We start from the raw sequence: 18,819 nt of genomic DNA, 5'->3' as shown, positions 1-18,819 counted from the left end.
CCTTATCAACATGCCAGAAAACCCGCACAGCTGTGCGGGTCCGTTCCGTTAAACTCAGTCGGAAAGCTGATCCGCCAATTTTTTTACCGTTGCCAAATCGCCTTTGGCGACACCGGTCAGGCGAGTGCCGTAGTCCTTATCTGCCTTGTAGAAATAGGAGAGCATAATGTTCTTACTTTCCGTATCGGTGCCAGCCAGCGAGGTACCCAAGCTGTTTACTAAATCGTCCTGCTCTTTCTTGCTATAAGCTCGGTACAGTTCGCCGGTCTGTTTAAAGTTCTGTTCGCGCTGGATTTTGGTTTGCTGCGTGGTGCCTTCCAACGACGTGTGACTATAACGGGCGGAAGCCATCTCTTCACGTGGGTAGATACGGCTCGGCTGGTAATTCACCCCCTTATCCTGCGAGTGGCCGCTATTAAGGTTACCGTCCTGGTTACCATTGTTAACCTGAGTATGTGGCCGGTTAATCGGTAGACTCAGTCCATTGGCCCCGATTCGATAGAGTTGCGTATCGGCATAGGCGAACAGACGCCCCTGTAGCAGTTTGTCTTCCGAAGGCTCAATCCCTGGCACGAGATTGGAAGGCGCCATCGCCACCTGTTCAGTTTCCTGGAACACGTTGTCTGGATTTTTATTCAACACCATCTGACCGATTTTGCGCTCTGGTACGTTTGGCCAAATCTTGGTAGCGTCCAGAGGATCAAAATCAAACTTCTTCAGTTCTTCCGGCTTCAGCACCTGAATATAGAGATCCCATTTAGGGTAATCACTACGGTTAATTGCCGCGACCAAATCGTAAGTCATGTGGCTATAGTCTTTGCCTTGTATCTGCTCAACTTGTTGTGGATCTAGGTTTTTTATCCCTTGCAGCGTCTTCCAACGAAATTTCACGTAATGTACTTCGCCCTTGGCGTTCACCAGTTTATAGGCATGGACGCTGTTGCCATCCATATTACGATATGACGCTGGAGTCCCTTCATTGGAGTAGAGCAGGGTTAGGGTTCGGATCGACTCCGGCACGTGTGAAAAAAAGTCGAAGCGACGAGCATCGTCATCTAGGTTGGTGCGAGGATCCGGTTTGAACGCATGCACCATGTCAGGAAACTTGATGGCATCGCGGATAAAGAAGGTGGGGAAGTTATTGCCGACCAAATCCCAATTGCCTTCGGTGGTGTAAAACTTGGTAGCAAACCCACGCGGATCGCGCAACGTTTCCGGCGAGTGGTTACCGTGCACCACGCTAGAGAAACGGACAAATACGGGGGTCTTGCTGCCAACGGTAAATACTTTCGCCATAGTAAGATCTGAAATATCCTCCGTGGCAGTAAACTCGCCGTGCGCCCCGGTACCACGTGCATGCACAACGCGCTCAGGGATACGCTCGCGATCAAAACGCTGTAATTTTTGCAGCAGTTGCACATCCTGCAACAGTACCGGACCGCCGGCACCGGCAGTTTGCGAATTCTGGTTATCGCCTACCGGGGCACCATTATCGCGGGTTAAGGTCTCTGCCGACGTCATTGGGCTGATGGCCAGCGAGGTTAATACCATCATCAGCATTTTCCGGGTGGTTAAGCCACCACTGGTACGGTTATCGTTCATAAAGCACCTCATCGGTTATAGGAGTAAAATAGATTCTCTAACGCCAGCAGTTTTTTTTTACAGCGCAAAAACCGTTAATACAGAAAACCGTGCATATCCCGTTTATTCAAGCTGCAGCGGAACGGTCTCAGCCACTGACTTGAGCAAACTCCTGGAGCCTCGTTCATCTGCCGCCTACCTCAGCTTGAGAAAACTTGGATATATAGGCACACGTGATTCGCTCTTTATCGGCTCAGTCTGCAAAAAATGCTAAAAGCCACCCTTGCACAGCAGTGACGTGGAATAGCTGCACAGATATTCGGAAATATTATTTCTTTATGTTGACGGTCTTATCGCTCGTTTCTCTTATTCGCCGCCTAGCCTTTTCTTGGGTGAGTATTACTGGCTATTTGCATATAATTAAGAACAATCTACACGGTATTATATTTATTGGTTAGCCATCATCCCCTATCGAATTAATAGCTTGAATGGGTAATGGCGCCAATGAAGTACTTTTCGATGAAGGCTACGATGGCTTTTACATGTAACTCGCTCTCCGTTTGGGAGAAGGTTAAGTCGATATGTGTGATGCGGGAACTGTATGTTAGCAACTCTTTCGATTAGAGGTGCCTTACTGTCCTAATCATTATCCCATTTCCATCCTGCTCTCCGAACCGGACGTAAACTCTTCAGCGGATCCGCTCTTCGTTTAAACGCTGAAGAATTCCAGTCACTTCATTTTCGAATTGGTCGTCAAGAAGGTCTCTTACATCTTCGATGTTCGCCCTTCGGGCCGTTGCGAAAGCAACGTTGTCTCGCTACGCTCGGCTCAAACCTCCTTCGGAGGTTATTTCGCGCATCCTGCGCTCCACCTTTAGGGCCAACGCTAACGCATTGTTCAAAACTGTTCCCGACAGTTTTGTCTCATCCTCTTTGAACCCCAGACGTAAAAAAACCTGCTTAAAAGCAGGTTTTTTTAAATTGGTCGGCGAGAGAGGATGACTCGCATCTTCGATGCTCGCCCTTCGGGCCGTTGCGAAAGCAACGTTGTCTCGCTACGCTCGGCTCAAACCTCCTTCGGAGGTTATTTCGCGCATCCTGCGCTCCACCTTTAGGGCCAACGCTAACGCGTTGTTCAAAACTGTTCCCGACAGCTTTGTCTCATCCTCTTTGAACTCCAGACGTAAAAAAACCTGCTTAAAAGCAGGTTTTTCTAAATTGGTCGGCGAGAGAGGATTCGAACCTCCGACCCACTGGTCCCAAACCAGTTGCGCTACCAAGCTGCGCTACTCGCCGATTTATTGTTACTGATGCTACTTAATTTTATAGCTTACGTCTATGTAAATATCAGACATTTTGTGTGGTGCGAAGAGAGGGACTTGAACCCTCACGTCCGTAAGAACACTAACACCTGAAGCTAGCGCGTCTACCAATTCCGCCACCTTCGCACGGTCACAAAACAGCTTTCAAATTTTTACTTTGCCCTGAGCAAAGTGGGGTGGCTAATGGGACTCGAACCCACGACAACTGGAATCACAATCCAGGGCTCTACCAACTGAGCTATAGCCACCATTACTTCAAACTACTTCACGCGGTAATCATACCACCGCAGCTCCTGCGCACAAAATTAATGGCGCGCCCGACAGGATTCGAACCTGAGACCTCTGCCTCCGGAGGGCAGCGCTCTATCCAGCTGAGCTACGGGCGCGTAGCGCCGTTGCGGGTGGGGATACTACGGTTTTAAACCCATCCTGTCTAGTGCTTTTTCACAGAAATGTTGTGTTTGATTACGCTTTGCTCACTCTTACACTATAAAGGCCAATTAAGGGCCATTTCTCTAATACCAGAGATAACTTTCCGTCCAATTTTCAGATTGATGTTCTTGGTTTATACAAAACGCAAAACACAACACACTCATTCCTATGCTGCATCACATTCTGCCGGTGTAGTAATAGCCAACGAATTTAAGCAACTTGAGCTGGCGCCGAATGCGGCTTGGCTGGCTGAGTAAGCGATACAACCACTCCAGGCCAAGATTCTGCCAGACCTTAGGGGCACGTTTCACATGGCCGGTAAAGACGTCGTAAGTACCGCCTACGCCCATATAAAGAGCCTGTGGATGTACTTTGCGGCAGTCACGCATCAGGATCTCCTGTTTTGGCGATCCCATTGCTACCGTTACAATGGCTGCACCACTGGCGCGGATCTGTTCAAACAGCGCTTCGCGCTGTTCCGTTGAAAAATATCCATCCTGGCTTCCCACGAGGTTCACATTCCACTGACTACGTAGTTTCTGCTCGGTTTCTGCTAATACTGCAGGTTTACCCCCCACTAGAAATACGGGGGTTCCTTCCTGCCCAGCACGCTGCATCAGCGCTTCCCACAGGTCGGCACCCGCAACGCGAGAAACATCAGCACCAGGATACTTTCGGCGAATCGAACGCACCATGCTGATGCCATCGGCGTACTTATACTCTGCCTCGACCAGAAGCGTATGCAAAGCGGGATCGGTTTCTGCGTTGAGGATTTTCTCTGCGTTCATCGCTACCAATGTACCCTGTTTTACCTGGCCTGCATCAAACAGAAAGTCCATGCACTGTGCCATGTCACGAAATCCCCACAGGCTGAAACCACGTAGTTCATATTGGGGAACTGAAATCTTTGCTTTCATTTATTGTGCTTACCTTTGCAGAGGGGTCTTGAGAGTAGGAACCTGAGCACACCGCACGTTGCGTACTTTGATCAGCCCGGCAACATCAAACATCCAGTACAATAATTTTGCCAAAATCAAACAGAGACCAAAAATGAGGCAGAAGAACACCACCCGTGAGACAAAAGAGTCCACACCTTCTCGTGCCAGCACGATGATATTGAACACAGCTCCGAAGCAGAATCCCTGTAAAATAGCTGCCTTATAGCGGTTCTGTTCACTTTTCCCCATTTCATACAGCCAGTCGAACCATTTGATAGTCAACCCAACTACGATAGCTCCCAACGGAATAAACAGCACTCCCCCCATGACGACCAGCGAGCCAATAAGTGTCGGTGAAATCGCCAGCCCAGAGTGGTTGTCGAGCACATCCCAGGTAAAGTAGTTCGCGGTATTGAGCACCAAATCCGGCCGCCCCGGCCATAGCCAGGTAGGTATAAACACGTAGAAATCGCGCGCAATCGGCGCGAGCCCTTGGAAATCGATCTTGTCGTAATTTTGCAGCAACAATGCCAGGTTTTCCCACGGCGAAAAGGTATCGCGTGTCAGATACAGGAAAGTGTAAAACGCTTCTGGGCCACTAACATCCAAGCTATAGCGTTTCAGAGCCAGCCAGAACATCCCTACGATACCAAACACGCCTGCGGCTACCAGCATCCACAAAGAAATCCAGCCACGTACAATCCCGATGAACAGGAACAACGAAAAAGCAATGATGATGTTGGCACGCGTGCCGCCCACAATCACATAAGTCAGAATGCCGAAAGTTACCGTCGCAGCCAAGAAGAACAACCAGCCGCGCACATCCTGTCGAAGAAAGTAAACCACTAGCATTGCCGGGATAAAAAAGTAGAAGAAACGTTTAAGCGCCACACCCGACACATCACTAGAGAAAATCTGGCTGTAGGAATTCAACTTGAACAGCAGGAAACCGTTTTGCATGAAGAAGATGCCCACGGTACCGATCGCCACCAATGCCAACAGCATCCAGGTCAAATGCGTTTCCACCCTATTCATGGTGAAAATCGCCTTATGGATTTGGTTGTGCCGTTTACGTAACCGTGTTTTGTAGCTGACATAGTAAATCGCGTAAAAACTGGTGGCAGAGAGAATGGCATACAACAGAAACTCTACGGGAACGACCTGTACATCGAACCGGAACACCAGCAGACAGGTCAGTGGGAAACCAAAATAAAATGTCAGCAGATACAGCAGAGAGAAGAAAACGTTAAAGTTAAAACGTACGCGACGAAACTCCTGATAGGTAAAGGTAAGTACAAACACCACACCAATCAGATAAACAACGAATAAACCGCCAAACTGTGCCAACGTCATGGATTTTCTCCCGCTGCCAGTGCCAACGCCTGCTCCCAACCAGCGACATAATTCGGGTTGAAAAAGGCAATTGACCGTTTATCCAGCGTAGCAAGTTGGCGTTGTGATTCACGGACCACAGCTTCATCCAAAGAGTCGCCATAGAACAATACCGGCAGATGCTGCTCAGCCAGATCTTGCCAGAATGGGTTCTTACGGCTGAGAACGAACGGCACGCCAAACTGGATTAACAAACAAAGCGTACCGACACCCTGCTGACGATCAAAAATAAAATAGCCGAGATCGCATTCACGCAGGATATTCAGATAGTCATCAAATGCCATCTGTTGGGTCAGCAATTGCAGCCGTTGCTCACCAAACAGTTTCAATCCCGCTTCGCGAACCTGTTCAATATAGGTTTCGTTATTGGCCGGGTAGCCCATGGGAATGATCACTCGCACATCGGGACCAAACTGCTGATGAATCGACTGCAGCGCTTCTATATGGCGGTTTGTCTTATCTCCAGAGTTCCCCAACAGGATCGTCATCGGCCCAGCCAGGTGCTTTTCTACCTCGAGGCCGGTTAATGCCGGATCCATCCGCGTCGGGAAATAGAGCAATGATGCCGGCACGCGAGCATGCCGCTGATTGTAATGGATCAAATCGCCACGCGTCGCAAACACGCGCCCTACCCGCCCTTGAGCAATGCGCCGCAGAATATAGAACAGACGGAACTTCCAACTGGTAGCATTTTCATACAGGTCGGCTCCCCAAATATGCCAGCTCACCTGTCGTGCTTTGATTTTACCACTCAGCAAGGCAAGCCACAGTACTGCGTTAAACTGGCCATGCAGGAAAAATCGGCTATCGCGGTTGGCCTGAGCACGGGCAATCACTGCCTCGGCCAAGCGTTTTTTGCCTGAAAAAGTCTCGATAGTCAGTTTGGGAAACTCGCCTAACGCCGCGACATCCTTGGATGCCACCATAAAGTGACACACTTGTTCAGAAGGCAGACGTTCTGCCAGCACATCATTAAAAAAGCGCAGCACCGTCTGATTATGATGCGGGATATCAGATCCCAGTACGTGGATCAGTATGTTCATACTCGTCTACGATAAAGAATGAATACGCAGCAACAAAGCGCGAAATACACGATGTAGGTTGCCATATAGGCCTGGGCAGCCCCCAATGCACCATGCAGCGGGATAAGCCAGTGCGAAAAGAGCGTCAGCAAAGTGAATTGGCTGACCTCTGTCAGAATATAAAAGCGCAGCGATGCTTTAGCGATCACCAGATAACCGAATACGTAAGCGCCAACCTTCAGCACATCCCCCACCAGCTGCCAGGCAAACAGATCACGCATAGCGACAAATTTTTCTGAGAATAACAGCCAAATGGCGAAATCACGCAGCAGCCAAACGGTAAAACTGGCCGCCGCCACTGCGGGCAGCACAAACTTCAGTGAGCGCACGATTTCCTGCGAAATAGCGCTTTTATCCTTCAGGCGCGACAGCGTTGGCAGCAGATAAACCGTGAAAGAAGCGGTAATAAATTGCAGATAGGCGTCGGAGATACTGCTCACGCCTTGCCAAATCCCCACCTCATCCCAACTGTAATGGGTCGCCAGCAGATTACGCATCATGATATAGGCGACTGGCAAGGTCACAGAGGTGATCAATGCCATAACTGTAAACTTGCCGAGATGGCTGGCCAAGGCTTTATCCCAAGCCAGTGCCAAGTAATTTAGTGGTAACACTTTTCGGCGCCACAGTAAGAAACCTGCCGGTAGCACCACCAATGCTGGGACCAATGCTAACCCGGCCAGTGAGCCTTCATAGCCGCCCAAGGTAAAGCACAGCGTGAAAGCGAGCACACCGATCAGGCTACCAAGGATCACTGCCAAGGCATTACCCATGGCGTCGCGGTAACCTTTGAGGATCGCCAGGAAGAGGTTGGCGTAGGCGATCCCCATTTGGATGAAAGCCACCGCGCGTACCACATTCACATATTCAGCATGACCAAACAGGCCGCGGCTGATTGGCTCTGCGGCAAACAAAAATACCAACGCAAGCAGGGTTGAAAACCCCAGGACAATAGTGGAGGACGTGCCCACGGCCATGCGTAAGCGCTGTGGATCCTGATGGTACTCAGCGACATACTTGGTAATGCCATTAAAAATCCCGGCCCCTGACAACACGCCCAGCACGGTAATCAGTTGGCGGAAGTTACCCGCCTGCCCAACACCGCTAGGGCCGAAAGCCACCGCCAACATTTTAACCACCAATAGCCCCACACCAATCTTAATCAGCGTGGAGCCTGCGGTCCAAATCGATGCTTTTGCCAGAGACATATCAGGCAAAGAAGCTCAAGATGGTATTGATCACCGAACGTTGATTGACATCAGACATGTTATAAAACAGCGGCAGACGAGCCAGACGTTCGCTTTCCTTGGTGGTGAAACGATCCTCACCGACAAAGCGGCCAAACCTCTCACCCGCAGGACAGGCATGCAGAGGAATGTAATGGAAGACCGACATGATCTCAGCGTCTTTCAGGTAGGTAATAAACTCGGTACGTTCCTGTATATCCTTCAGTTTTACGTAGAACATATGAGCGTTATGCACACAATCCGCCGGGATCATCGGCAAAGTGACTTGACCAGCATCAGACAACGGTTTAAATGCGTCATAATAGTTCTGCCACAACTCTAGACGGCGCTGGTTAATCTGTTCGGCTGCCTCTAATTGCGCCCACAGATAAGCGGCTTGCAGGTCTGACATCAAATAGCTGGAGCCGATATCACGCCAGGTGTATTTATCCACCTGACCACGGAAGAACTGGCTGCGGTTGGTGCCTTTCTCACGAATCACTTCAGCGCGGTCAATGAGTAACGGATCGTTAATCAACGTTGCACCACCTTCACCACCGGCAGTGTAGTTTTTAGTTTCGTGGAAACTGTAGCAACCTATGTGGCCAATCGTCCCCAGGGCTTTACCTTTGTAAGTCGACATCACGCCCTGTGCCGCATCTTCTACCACAAACAGGTTGTACTTCTTCGCCAACGCCATGATGGTGTCCATTTCGCAGGCAACGCCTGCGTAATGGACAGGCACAATCGCACGGGTTTTATCAGTGATGGCCGCTTCGATTTTGGTTTCGTCGATGTTCATGGTGTCTGGACGCACATCGACAAACACCACTACAGCACCACGCAGTACAAAAGCGTTAGCGGTAGACACGAAAGTGAAACTCGGCATGATGACTTCATCACCCGGCTGTATATCCAGTAGGATAGCGGCCATTTCCAGTGAGGCTGTACAGGACGGCGTCAGCAACACTTTCGGGCTACCAAAATGTTGCTCCATCCATTGCTGACAGCGATGGGTAAAACCACCATCACCGCACAACTTACCGCTGCCCATTGCAGCCTTCATATAATCGAGTTCTGTGCCAACAACCGGTGGTGCATTAAATGGAATCATGTAAACCTCTATAGAACCAATAAGCGGTGCTTTCTATGCTGGCACCATGTCGTTGATAGAGCCGTAACGCGGCAAGATTGCTTATCTGCGTCGCGATGCGCAGGCGCTGCAGCTGACGCTGCTGGCACCAGCTAATCGCAGCCGCCATCAACCGTGACCCCGTCCCTTTCCCTGGTGTTCCAGGGAGTGCCGCCAGCAGACCGATACGGGCCTCTTGTTGGTCAATATCGCGCAGGCTGACAAACCCTTCGGGCTTCCCGTCGCTTCCCAGTACCAACAGGCACTGATGATCAAAAGTACCCAACACCGCTTTTTCAATCCAGGTCGCGTAAAAGCGCCCACTGTCTTCCAAGCCATACCATGGCGCACGGAATCGGCTAACAGCAAAGACGCTGGCTGCAGCCGTGCGCAATAGCGGAATATCTTCAGATTGTGCGATGCGAACTACCGGCGATAATGAAGCACTTTCTGTGCCAATTACCAAGGCGAAATCAACTTCACCCTCTACCAGCCTAAATTGTAATCTCGCCAGTGCGTCGGCCAAGTCAACGCGGTGCGCTGGAATTTTTGCCTGAACCAGCGCAAAAGTATCCAGTTCCGTATCACTGACTAAGGGTGCCGCATAGTCAAACTGCAGTTTGGCGCTCTTAATATGAAAAAATTCACTTTCCCAGCCCAAAGGCTCAATATTGGCGTGGACGAACATGCAAGAGATCCAGTAAGTATTTGCCATAGCCGGTTTTAGCTAATGCCAGAGCAGCACGTTTCACACCATCATCATCCAGCCAACCGTTACGCCAGGCTATTTCCTCCAGACAGGCGACCTTAAAACCTTGCCGTTTTTCAACCGTTTGTACAAAAGTACTGGCTTCGATCAGGCTATCGTGAGTACCGGTATCGAGCCAGGCAAAGCCACGGCCCAGCAACTCAACCTTCAATTCGCCACGCTCAAGGTACATCTGATTGATGCTGGTAATTTCCAGTTCACCACGCGGAGAAGGTTTCACCTGTTTAGCAAAATCAACAACCTGATTGTCATAGAAGTAAAGACCAGTCACCGCCCAGTTAGACTTTGGTTTGGCCGGTTTTTCCTCTATCGAAAGCGCACGGAAATTATCGTCAAACTCCACCACACCAAATCGCTCTGGATCCATAACTTGGTAACCAAATACCGTTGCCCCTTGCGGACTTTCAACCACACTTTTCAATTTCGGGCTAAAGCCCTGGCCGAAGTAAATGTTATCACCGAGTACCAAGCAGCACGGCTCATTACCGATGAACTCTTCACCAATCAGGAACGCCTGCGCCAAACCATCCGGGCTAGGCTGTTCGGCATAACTGAGATTAATACCGAACTCTTGGCCACTACCGAGTAAACGGCGGAATGAAGGTAGGTCTTCGGGCGTAGAGATAATCAGAATGTCCTTGATCCCGGCCAACATCAGCACCGAGAGCGGATAATAAATCATCGGTTTATCATAGATAGGCAGCAACTGCTTGGAAACGCCACGAGTAATTGGGTGCAAACGCGTCCCAGAACCACCGGCAAGAACAATACCTTTCATTTTCACTCCTGGCTCACTTTAAATTACGCGAAAGTTTTTTCTGTCATAAGACAAAACAACCCTATCTACTGGGATCAAGCTACAGACAGGTGGCGAATACATAACCCCCTACAACTTGCCCATATAAGTCGTTGGGGGTTAACACAAATCTGTCGGGAACAGATTTAAACGTTGTGGACAGCAGACCCTGTACGGCAACCAACAGATGAAGGTTATTACTGACTAAGCCCCAAACGCTCGCCCGCATAAGACCCATCTTGCACACGGCGCCACCAGGTTTCATTGCTTAGATACCATGAAACTGTTTTGCGGATACCGCTTTCAAAGGTTTCCTGCGGACGCCAGCCAAGTTCACGCTCGATCTTGCCTGCATCAATGGCATAGCGCATGTCGTGACCAGGGCGATCCTTGACATAAGTGATCAGATCGCGATATTTCGCCACACCCTGCGGTTTATTCGGTGCCAGTTCTTCCAGCAGATCGCAGATGGTGTGAACAACTTCAATATTTTTGCGCTCATTATGACCACCAATGTTGTAGGTTTCACCCACCACACCTTCCGTCACTACCTGATATAACGCACGTGCATGATCTTCTACATACAACCAGTCGCGGACCTGTGCGCCATTGCCGTAGACCGGCAGCGGTTTACCGGCAATCGCGTTCAGGATCACCAAAGGGATCAGCTTCTCTGGAAAGTGATAAGGGCCATAGTTGTTGGAACAGTTTGTCACCAGGGCAGGGAAACCGTAGGTGCGCAGCCAGGCGCGGACCAGATGGTCGCTCGATGCCTTAGATGCGGAATATGGGCTGCTCGGCGCGTAAGGAGTGGTTTCTGTAAACAGATCGTCAGTACCGTGCAGGTCACCATACACTTCGTCGGTAGAGATGTGATGGAAACGAAAAGCCTGCCTCCTCTCTTCTGCCAGTGCCTGCCAGTAGTGACGGGCAGCTTCCAACATGGTGTAAGTGCCCACTATATTGGTTTCAATAAAGGCTGCCGGGCCGTCGATAGAGCGATCAACGTGGCTTTCTGCTGCCAGATGCATGACGAAATCCGGTTGATACTGAGCAAACACACGGTCCAGCTCGTTACGATTGCAAATATCTACCTGCTCGAAAGCATAACGCTCGCTACCAACGACACCATTCAGTGACTCAAGATTACCAGCGTAAGTCAGCTTGTCGACCACCACTACGCTGTCGGAAGTCGCGCTGATGATATGCCTTACCACGGCAGAGCCGATAAAACCAGCACCACCGGTAACCAGAATACGTTTCAACGCCAGACTCCTTTGGTGTCAACGATCCAAGGCTGCTTAATCTCTTGTGAGTTGATCGCTTTAAATTCTTTATGATCGACCAACATCACGATCACATCAGCCTGTTGCACTGCTTCAGCAATAGTTTTCAACGTGACTTTCCCCATCAATGACTTAGGCAAATGATCCACATTAGGCTCCACCGCTAAAGTCTCGCCAATGTGCCAGTCAGCAATAAGATGAACCACTTCAACCGCAGGGCTTTCACGCAAATCATCGATATTTGGTTTGAATGCCAGGCCGAAACAGGCAATTTTCACGTCGGCAGCACGTTTGTTAGTTGCCGCAAGGCAGTCCGCCACGGCGGCTTTAACACGATCGACCACCCATAGTGGTTTGCCGTCGTTAACCAGGCGTGCGGTATGGATCAGGCGAGCCTGCTGTGGATTTTGTGCCACGATGAACCAGGGATCAACGGCAATGCAGTGTCCACCCACGCCAGGACCAGGCTGCAGAATATTGACGCGCGGATGGCGGTTAGCCAAACGGATCAATTCCCATACGTTGATATTTTGCTCAGCACAGATCAGAGACAGTTCGTTAGCGAACGCGATGTTAACGTCTCGGAAGCTGTTTTCCGTCAGTTTGCACATTTCAGCGGTACGGGAGTTGGTAACAACGCACTCACCTTCCAGGAAAATTTTGTACAGCGAGCTCGCGCGCTCGGAGCATTTCGGCGTCATACCACCGATAACACGGTCATTACGGATCAGTTCGACCATCACTTGCCCTGGCAATACCCGCTCAGGACAATAAGCAATATTGACGTCAGCCTGTTCACCAGCATCCTGCGGAAAGCTCAGATCGCTGCGCGCCTGTGCCAGCCATTGAGCCATCTGCTCGGTTGCCCCCACCGGAGAGGTGGACTCAAGGATCACCAGATCGCCCTTTTTCAGCACCGGTGCCAATGACTTGGCTGCCGCTTCAACATAGGCCAAATCAGGTTCATGATCCCCTTTGAATGGCGTTGGTACAGCAATCAGAAAAGCGTCTGCCGCAATCGGTTTAGTCACCGCCTGCAGATATCCACCATCAACAGCTTCTTTCACCACCCTATCCAAGTCGGGTTCAACGATATGAATGGCACCACGATTGATGGTATCTACCGCATGCTGGTTAACATCTACGCCAACCACTTTCTTCTGGCGGGAAGCAAATGCCGCAGCCGTTGGCAAACCGATATAACCCAGACCAATAACTGAAATAGTGTTAAAACTCATGCTGTCACCTGATGATTCTTTAAAGCTTCAAGGATACGTTGGCAGGCATGCCCGTCACCGTAAGGGTTATGTGCCCGGCTCATGGCGTGATATTCGTTCTGGTCTGTCAGCAACCGGGTAACCGCGTCAACAATTTTAGCCACATCCGTTCCGACTAAGCGCACCGTACCGGCGTCTACCGCTTCCGGCCGTTCTGTCGTATCACGCATAACCAGAACCGGTTTGCCCAATGACGGTGCCTCTTCCTGAATACCGCCAGAATCGGTCAGGATCAGATAAGCATGTGCCATCAGATAAACAAAGGGCAGATAATCTTGTGGGTCGATCAGGATAATGTTATCAATTCCTTTCAGAATTCGGTTGACCGGTTCACTGACGTTAGGATTGAGGTGTACTGGATATACCACCTGGACTTCAGGGTGCTGAAGGGCAATCTCTGCCAACGCACTGCAGATACGTTCAAACCCTCCACCAAAGCTTTCCCGACGGTGACCGGTGACCAGGATCAATTTCTTACTGGCATCCAGGAAGGGATAACGCTGGTCAAGGCTGACACGCAGTGCCTCATCATTCATCACGCGATCGCGCACCCACAACAATGCATCAATGACAGTATTACCTGTGACGAAAATATGATCATCACGCAACGACTCCCGCAGCAGATTTTGACGCGAGTTCTCGGTCGGCGCAAAATGGTACATTGCCAAATGCCCCGTCAACTTACGGTTGGCCTCTTCCGGCCAGGGAGAATAAAGATTACCTGTGCGTAGGCCTGCTTCCACATGCCCCACAGGTATACGCTGATAAAACGCTGCCAGACTAGTTGCCATCGTCGTCGTTGTATCGCCGTGAACCAAAACGACATCAGGTTTGAAATCTTCCAAAACACGCTTCAACCCTTCCAGAATGCGGCAAGTGATCTCATTCAGCCCCTGACCGGGCTTCATGATATTCAGGTCGTAATCCGGCACAATTTCAAACAAAAGCAATACCTGATCCAACATCTCCCGATGCTGTGCCGTAACACAAACTCTTGACTCAAAAGCATCATCCTGAGCCAAAGCATGTACCAAAGGAGCCATTTTGATGGCCTCCGGTCTGGTACCAAAAACAGTCAACACTTTCACAGCGAATCTCTTTTGGTCGGTGAACCGCAGGCGAACCTGCAAAGTCGGGTACTCAGGTACCCATCAGCAAAATTATTACATTGTTAACTGTGAGGCCGACGCGTTAAGGCAACTCCAGCACCTACAAGCGCACCAATCGACCCCCACATGATTAGCCAGAACACCCGGCGTGGGCTATCTCGTTTTACCGGTTCTTCAGGGGTACGCAAATAACGATAAGCTTGGAATTTAGCGTCAAGCACCGGGCCAGTATTCAATGTTGACAGCATTGCTCGATTCTGGTCATAGCTCAGATCATAGGTTGGACCAGATGCATGTAACCCTTCCAACCGAGCCTGTAGCATCGGTTTGCCTAACAAGAACAAATCGGAGTCAGGCAACTGCTCAGCCGGTGTATCGGTCTGAGTACGGCTAATCCCCTGCTGCTCGGCAATTTTCAATGCATGTTGGACAGTGCGAAGCTCACGCTGGTAAATCGCATCTGCTACCGCCTCCTGCCGCTTTACCTGTGCTTTCATTGAGGTGGTACGTGCAGCCCAAGCACCTTGGATCTCCTCGTTCAAATGTTGTGCAGCACGATGGCTTGCAAAGGCAACATATTGACGCAGCAGACGATTGGAATCCGATGCGGTCTCTGCGGTGAGTCTGACACTGTCGTTAAGCACTTTTTTATCATCGCGCGGCGTGAACTGAATATTGTTAATCAATTCATCAAGCAACACCGCATCGACACGCGCATCACCTTCCTGACGCTGCTTGTAGTAATCGCTTTGCAGCCAGAAATCACGCCGCGTGTCATAAGCAGCCAACTGCATAATGAATTCATTATAGGCTTCATCGGCAATCCCTGGTTGTTCAGCGGAGACTGCAGGCATCGTACGTACATCAAGGTTACGTAGAAATTGCTGCTGAGAGTAATATCCACCCAATGAATTCACTGTTGGCCTGTCAGTAATCGCCGTCGCACTCCATTCCTGTTTCACCAGGTAGGAAACGACCAATGCGACAGCAGCAAACAGCACCGCAAAACCAATAATCCATTTTTTGCCACGCCAAAGCGTGCTGCACAAACCACGGATATCGAGTTCGGTATCGATCACCGGAGTATTCTTTTCAGACGTTGTTTCAGGAATCATCACTGCCCTAAAGCCTCAAGTTAAGGTACTTGCTTATTGTTCGTTGAATGCCGTATACGACGCTTGATACGTTTAATATAACGTGCAACGCGCCACGCACGTTTAATGCAATAGTCATAGAAAAAGAATGCAAGCAAAAATAATGCCAACATTAGCCATTCAGGGATAAAGTCCAACATTTCGCCAAGAACCCCTATTGCTGCCAAAATCGCAGCTGCCAATGTAATCAGCACAAACGCCTGGCGGGGTGTGAAACCTGCACGCATGATCAGATGGTGAATATGCTGGCGATCTGGAGAGAATGGACTCATCCCCTTACGCAATCGGCGATACATGATGGCGATCATATCCATCAGTGGAATAGCGATAATCCACAATGCAGTGACTGGCTTGAGAGGATGACTTGGCCCCTGAGAACTTTGCAGCAATAGCCAGATTGCAGTAAAACCAATCAACGTACTACCCGCATCCCCCATAAAGACTTTATAACGACGGCCCAGGATACCGAGGTTAAGCAGAATGTAGGGAACAATGGCCGCCAACATGGCAAAACACCAAAAGGAGAGATCGGGATGACCGCTTTGATATAACAGGATACCCATTGCGCCAAAAGAGACGCAGGAAAGTCCCCCAAGCAACCCATCAATGCCATCGACCATATTGAAAGCATTGATCGCAGCCCAAACGGCAAATAGCGTAACCAGATAACCAAATGGGCCTAACAGCATCTCCCAGTTACCAAATACATGGCCAAAACTGCGCAAATACAACCCAGCAAAGAGCATCATGGCAATCCCTACCAAGGCCTGAATTGTGGCACGTATCTTAACGCTGATATCGAAGCGATCGTCAAGAGCCCCAACGAGTACCAAGACGCCTGCGCAGGCTAGGTAGAGTTTGCCATGCTCAATTGTTTGGGCTGAGATCAAAAAAGCGAAGCAAATCCCTGCATAAACAGAAATTCCCCCCACCAGAGGGATCAACCCCTGATGGCGTTTACGATAATTCGGCTTATCAACCAAACCGATCTTTTTTGCTACCTTGCGCGCAACAAACAAAAAAGCCAGAGAAAACAGAAAAACAAAAAGAATTTCAGTACTCATAGTGAGTAAGTTCACGGTTAACAAATCTCTGAAGAAGATGAGGCAGCTTTACATAAGTAAAAACTGCACCATGTGGTGGCCAAAACGGCCTTCCAGTCATTTCCTTTGACAACAGACATTCACATTTATCTATGTCTATACTCGTCGTCCCTCAAGCTGCTTTAGTGTTAGCTGTGTTACCCGGCTCGTGCATAGACATAGCCATCAGAGCGCGTGACCGATCTGTTATAAATTAAAAGCATGTAATTTCTCATAGCAGATTTTTCACTCGCCCAAAAACTTGGTTTACCAAGCGCTTGCGAATAAACCTCATCCTACCGGCAACGTAAGCACTGCTCAAATCGATCCTTGACCGATTTGCCGCTCAGTTGCCATCCACCTGCAACCTCAAGTAACTTGGGTATAAGCCATTTTCTACTTCAACGTATCAACGCTAAAAACAGACGTAAGTGAGATAAACTCTCAATAAGCCATAAAAATAAACGGCTTTTCCTATACTGCTACTTATCGTATCTGCCAAAAGCAAAAAACGCCACGACTAGGCGTGGCGTTCTGAGAAATTTTTACCTGATTATGATCGTTTCATCATGTCAAAGAATTCATCGTTGGTTTTGGTCATGGCCAGCTTATTAATGAGGAACTCCATAGCATCGATCTCACCCATTGGGTGAATAATTTTGCGCAGGATCCACATTTTCTGCAATTCTTCAGATGTAGTGAGCAATTCTTCTTTACGCGTACCGGAACGGTTGTAGTCAATAGCAGGGAATACACGTTTCTCGGCGATTTTGCGCGCCAAGTGCAATTCCATGTTACCTGTACCTTTAAATTCTTCGTAAATGACTTCGTCCATTTTAGAACCGGTATCAACCAATGCGGTAGCGATGATAGTCAGACTACCCCCTTCCTCAACATTACGTGCCGCACCGAAGAAGCGCTTCGGACGATGCAGGGCGTTGGCATCCACACCACCGGTCAGTACTTTGCCTGAAGCAGGTACGACTGTGTTATAAGCACGAGCAAGACGGGTAATGGAGTCCAGAAGAATGATAACGTCCTTCTTGTGCTCAACCAGACGTTTGGCTTTCTCGATCACCATTTCTGCAACCTGTACGTGGCGCGAAGCTGGCTCATCAAAGGTAGAAGCAATCACTTCGCCTTTTACCAGACGCTGCATCTCGGTTACTTCTTCAGGACGTTCGTCGATCAGCAATACCATCAGTACGCAGTCAGGATGGTTGTAGGCGATGCTTTGGGCAATATTTTGCAGCAGCATGGTCTTACCGGCTTTTGGCGGTGCCACAATTAAGCCACGTTGGCCACGGCCGATAGGAGCGGCTAAATCCAGAACGCGAGCCGTCAGATCTTCAGTAGAGCCGTTACCACGCTCCATCCGCAAACGAGAGTTAGCATGCAACGGCGTCAAGTTTTCAAACAGGATTTTATTGCGGGCGTTTTCTGGCTTGTCGTAGTTGACTTCATTGACTTTCAGCAGGGCAAAATAGCGTTCACCTTCTTTTGGCGGACGAATCTTACCGGAAATGGTGTCACCTGTGCGGAGGTTGAAACGGCGGATTTGACTGGGAGAAACGTAGATATCATCGGGGCCTGCGAGGTATGAACTGTCTCCAGAACGAAGGAAACCAAATCCATCCTGCAATATCTCCAGCACACCGTCACCGAAGATATCTTCTCCACTTTTTGCATGTTGCTTGAGTATAGAGAAGATAATGTCCTGTTTGCGCAGGCGGGCAAGGTTTTCCAGCCCCATATTTTCGCCGAGAGTAATTAGCTCAGAAACCGGCGTATTCTTTAATTCGGTAAGATTCATAGTGGTGGGTTCTTAAACTCGGGGTATGTCTCGAACTAATATCGTGAATGGGTATGGCAGCGTTATTTCCACTGGTATTTCACACTGTGGCTATGTTGGACCTGTTACTCATACCCACAGTGAACCAAGTTCAGGGAGAGTTACCGATGCCATTTTGTCACACCTTGAAGTCAATGGAGTATTCGTGCCTGTCTACTAGGCATTCGATCGCCGTGTTGCTGAGCCGCTTCGGTAAGAAATGGTTTACCTTGGACATATGCGCTGGCGGTTTAAGATCGAAGATACCTTAAAAATGATTTTTTCAAAAACGTTTGATTGCTAAAACACGGATTGAAATCGAAAAAGACTTGAACACCGATGTTTCAACACAGAGTAAAACTTAGATTCAAATTAGGTTTAATACTCAAGGCAAGTTCTGTATCGCAGTA

14 protein-coding genes, 4 tRNA genes and 2 other RNA genes are annotated in these 18,819 nt (G+C 49.4%); all 20 read right to left on the bottom strand.

Annotated features, from left to right (window positions below):
* Window positions 1-54: 54 nt before the first annotated feature.
* Window positions 55-1,560 (bottom strand): catalase KatB, encoded by a 1,506-nt coding sequence (katB, locus tag OK023_RS18435; RefSeq protein WP_411569427.1) that lies wholly within the window; start codon window positions 1,558-1,560, stop codon window positions 55-57.
* A gap of 768 nt (window positions 1,561-2,328) precedes the next feature.
* Window positions 2,329-2,458, bottom strand: a non-coding RNA gene (locus tag OK023_RS18430) — RtT sRNA.
* 105 nt (window positions 2,459-2,563) lie between these two features.
* Window positions 2,564-2,699, bottom strand: a non-coding RNA gene (locus OK023_RS18425) — RtT sRNA.
* A gap of 101 nt (window positions 2,700-2,800) precedes the next feature.
* Window positions 2,801-2,877, bottom strand: a tRNA-Pro gene (locus OK023_RS18420).
* Window positions 2,878-2,942: 65 nt separating this feature from the next.
* Window positions 2,943-3,029 (bottom strand) — tRNA-Leu (locus OK023_RS18415).
* Window positions 3,030-3,075: 46 nt separating this feature from the next.
* Window positions 3,076-3,151, bottom strand: a tRNA-His gene (locus tag OK023_RS18410).
* Between the two features lie 61 nt (window positions 3,152-3,212).
* Window positions 3,213-3,289 (bottom strand) — tRNA-Arg (locus tag OK023_RS18405).
* A gap of 222 nt (window positions 3,290-3,511) precedes the next feature.
* The gene (gene wecG, locus OK023_RS18400; RefSeq protein WP_317694087.1) at window positions 3,512-4,252 is read right to left on the bottom strand and encodes a lipopolysaccharide N-acetylmannosaminouronosyltransferase; all 741 of its coding nucleotides are present in this window, start codon (window positions 4,250-4,252) and stop codon (window positions 3,512-3,514) included.
* A 9-nt stretch (window positions 4,253-4,261) separates the two neighbouring features.
* Window positions 4,262-5,626: an ECA oligosaccharide polymerase gene (gene wzyE, locus OK023_RS18395; protein WP_317694086.1), complete on the bottom strand. Its 1,365-nt coding sequence runs from the start codon at window positions 5,624-5,626 to the stop codon at window positions 4,262-4,264.
* Complete coding sequence (locus tag OK023_RS18390; RefSeq protein ID WP_317694085.1) at window positions 5,623-6,708, bottom strand: TDP-N-acetylfucosamine:lipid II N-acetylfucosaminyltransferase; 1,086 nt, start codon at window positions 6,706-6,708, stop codon at window positions 5,623-5,625. Before OK023_RS18390 ends, wzyE begins: the two co-directional genes overlap by 4 nt.
* Window positions 6,705-7,955 carry a lipid III flippase WzxE gene (gene wzxE, locus OK023_RS18385; protein WP_317697820.1) on the bottom strand — a complete coding sequence of 417 codons (1,251 nt, stop codon included), beginning with the start codon at window positions 7,953-7,955 and terminating at the stop codon, window positions 6,705-6,707. Before wzxE ends, OK023_RS18390 begins: the two co-directional genes overlap by 4 nt.
* A gap of 1 nt (window position 7,956) precedes the next feature.
* Window positions 7,957-9,087: a dTDP-4-amino-4,6-dideoxygalactose transaminase gene (gene rffA / locus OK023_RS18380; RefSeq protein WP_317694084.1), complete on the bottom strand. Its 1,131-nt coding sequence runs from the start codon at window positions 9,085-9,087 to the stop codon at window positions 7,957-7,959.
* A complete protein-coding gene (gene rffC, locus OK023_RS18375) occupies window positions 9,074-9,793 on the bottom strand; it encodes a dTDP-4-amino-4,6-dideoxy-D-galactose acyltransferase (protein ID WP_317694083.1) in 720 nt (239 codons plus the stop codon). Before rffC ends, rffA begins: the two co-directional genes overlap by 14 nt.
* A complete protein-coding gene (rfbA, locus tag OK023_RS18370; RefSeq protein ID WP_317694082.1) occupies window positions 9,771-10,652 on the bottom strand; it encodes a glucose-1-phosphate thymidylyltransferase RfbA in 882 nt (293 codons plus the stop codon). Before rfbA ends, rffC begins: the two co-directional genes overlap by 23 nt.
* 215 nt (window positions 10,653-10,867) lie before the next feature.
* Window positions 10,868-11,935, bottom strand: coding sequence for a dTDP-glucose 4,6-dehydratase (gene rffG, locus OK023_RS18365; protein WP_317694081.1), 1,068 nt, complete (start codon window positions 11,933-11,935; stop codon window positions 10,868-10,870).
* Window positions 11,932-13,194 carry a UDP-N-acetyl-D-mannosamine dehydrogenase gene (wecC, locus tag OK023_RS18360; RefSeq protein ID WP_317694080.1) on the bottom strand — a complete coding sequence of 421 codons (1,263 nt, stop codon included), beginning with the start codon at window positions 13,192-13,194 and terminating at the stop codon, window positions 11,932-11,934. The genes rffG and wecC overlap by 4 nt, the downstream gene beginning before the upstream one ends.
* Window positions 13,191-14,321, bottom strand: a complete 1,131-nt coding sequence (gene wecB, locus OK023_RS18355) for a non-hydrolyzing UDP-N-acetylglucosamine 2-epimerase (protein WP_317694079.1) — start codon at window positions 14,319-14,321, stop codon at window positions 13,191-13,193. The genes wecC and wecB overlap by 4 nt, the downstream gene beginning before the upstream one ends.
* 83 nt (window positions 14,322-14,404) lie before the next feature.
* Complete coding sequence (wzzE, locus tag OK023_RS18350) at window positions 14,405-15,457, bottom strand: ECA polysaccharide chain length modulation protein (RefSeq protein WP_317697818.1); 1,053 nt, start codon at window positions 15,455-15,457, stop codon at window positions 14,405-14,407.
* Window positions 15,458-15,477: 20 nt separating this feature from the next.
* Window positions 15,478-16,575 carry a UDP-N-acetylglucosamine--undecaprenyl-phosphate N-acetylglucosaminephosphotransferase gene (gene wecA, locus OK023_RS18345; RefSeq protein ID WP_317694078.1) on the bottom strand — a complete coding sequence of 366 codons (1,098 nt, stop codon included), beginning with the start codon at window positions 16,573-16,575 and terminating at the stop codon, window positions 15,478-15,480.
* A 556-nt stretch (window positions 16,576-17,131) separates the two neighbouring features.
* On the bottom strand, window positions 17,132-18,391 hold the full coding sequence (gene rho, locus OK023_RS18340; RefSeq protein WP_021181558.1) for a transcription termination factor Rho: 1,260 nt from the start codon (window positions 18,389-18,391) through the stop codon (window positions 17,132-17,134).
* Between the last annotated feature and the right edge of the window lie 428 nt (window positions 18,392-18,819).

This window comes from Serratia sp. UGAL515B_01, from assembly GCF_033095805.1.
GTDB lineage: Bacteria > Pseudomonadota > Gammaproteobacteria > Enterobacterales > Enterobacteriaceae > Chania.
Note: the sequence above shows the minus strand (reverse complement) of the source record. Positions and strands in the feature narration are given on the sequence as shown.

Bases quoted from the DNA above. Each gene is read 5' to 3' on its own strand.
- katB (WP_411569427.1), bottom strand. From the start codon at position 1,560: ATGCTGATGATGGTATTAACCTCGCTGGCCATCAGCCCAATGACGTCG.
- wecG (WP_317694087.1), bottom strand. From the start codon at position 4,252: ATGAAAGCAAAGATTTCAGTTCCCCAATATGAACTACGTGGTTTCAGC.
- wzyE (WP_317694086.1), bottom strand. From the start codon at position 5,626: ATGACGTTGGCACAGTTTGGCGGTTTATTCGTTGTTTATCTGATTGGT.
- OK023_RS18390 (WP_317694085.1), bottom strand. From the start codon at position 6,708: ATGAACATACTGATCCACGTACTGGGATCTGATATCCCGCATCATAAT.
- wzxE (WP_317697820.1), bottom strand. From the start codon at position 7,955: ATGTCTCTGGCAAAAGCATCGATTTGGACCGCAGGCTCCACGCTGATT.
- rffA (WP_317694084.1), bottom strand. From the start codon at position 9,087: ATGATTCCATTTAATGCACCACCGGTTGTTGGCACAGAACTCGATTAT.
- rffC (WP_317694083.1), bottom strand. From the start codon at position 9,793: ATGTTCGTCCACGCCAATATTGAGCCTTTGGGCTGGGAAAGTGAATTT.
- rfbA (WP_317694082.1), bottom strand. From the start codon at position 10,652: ATGAAAGGTATTGTTCTTGCCGGTGGTTCTGGGACGCGTTTGCACCCA.
- wecC (WP_317694080.1), bottom strand. From the start codon at position 13,194: ATGAGTTTTAACACTATTTCAGTTATTGGTCTGGGTTATATCGGTTTG.
- wzzE (WP_317697818.1), bottom strand. From the start codon at position 15,457: ATGATTCCTGAAACAACGTCTGAAAAGAATACTCCGGTGATCGATACC.
- rho (WP_021181558.1), bottom strand. From the start codon at position 18,391: ATGAATCTTACCGAATTAAAGAATACGCCGGTTTCTGAGCTAATTACT.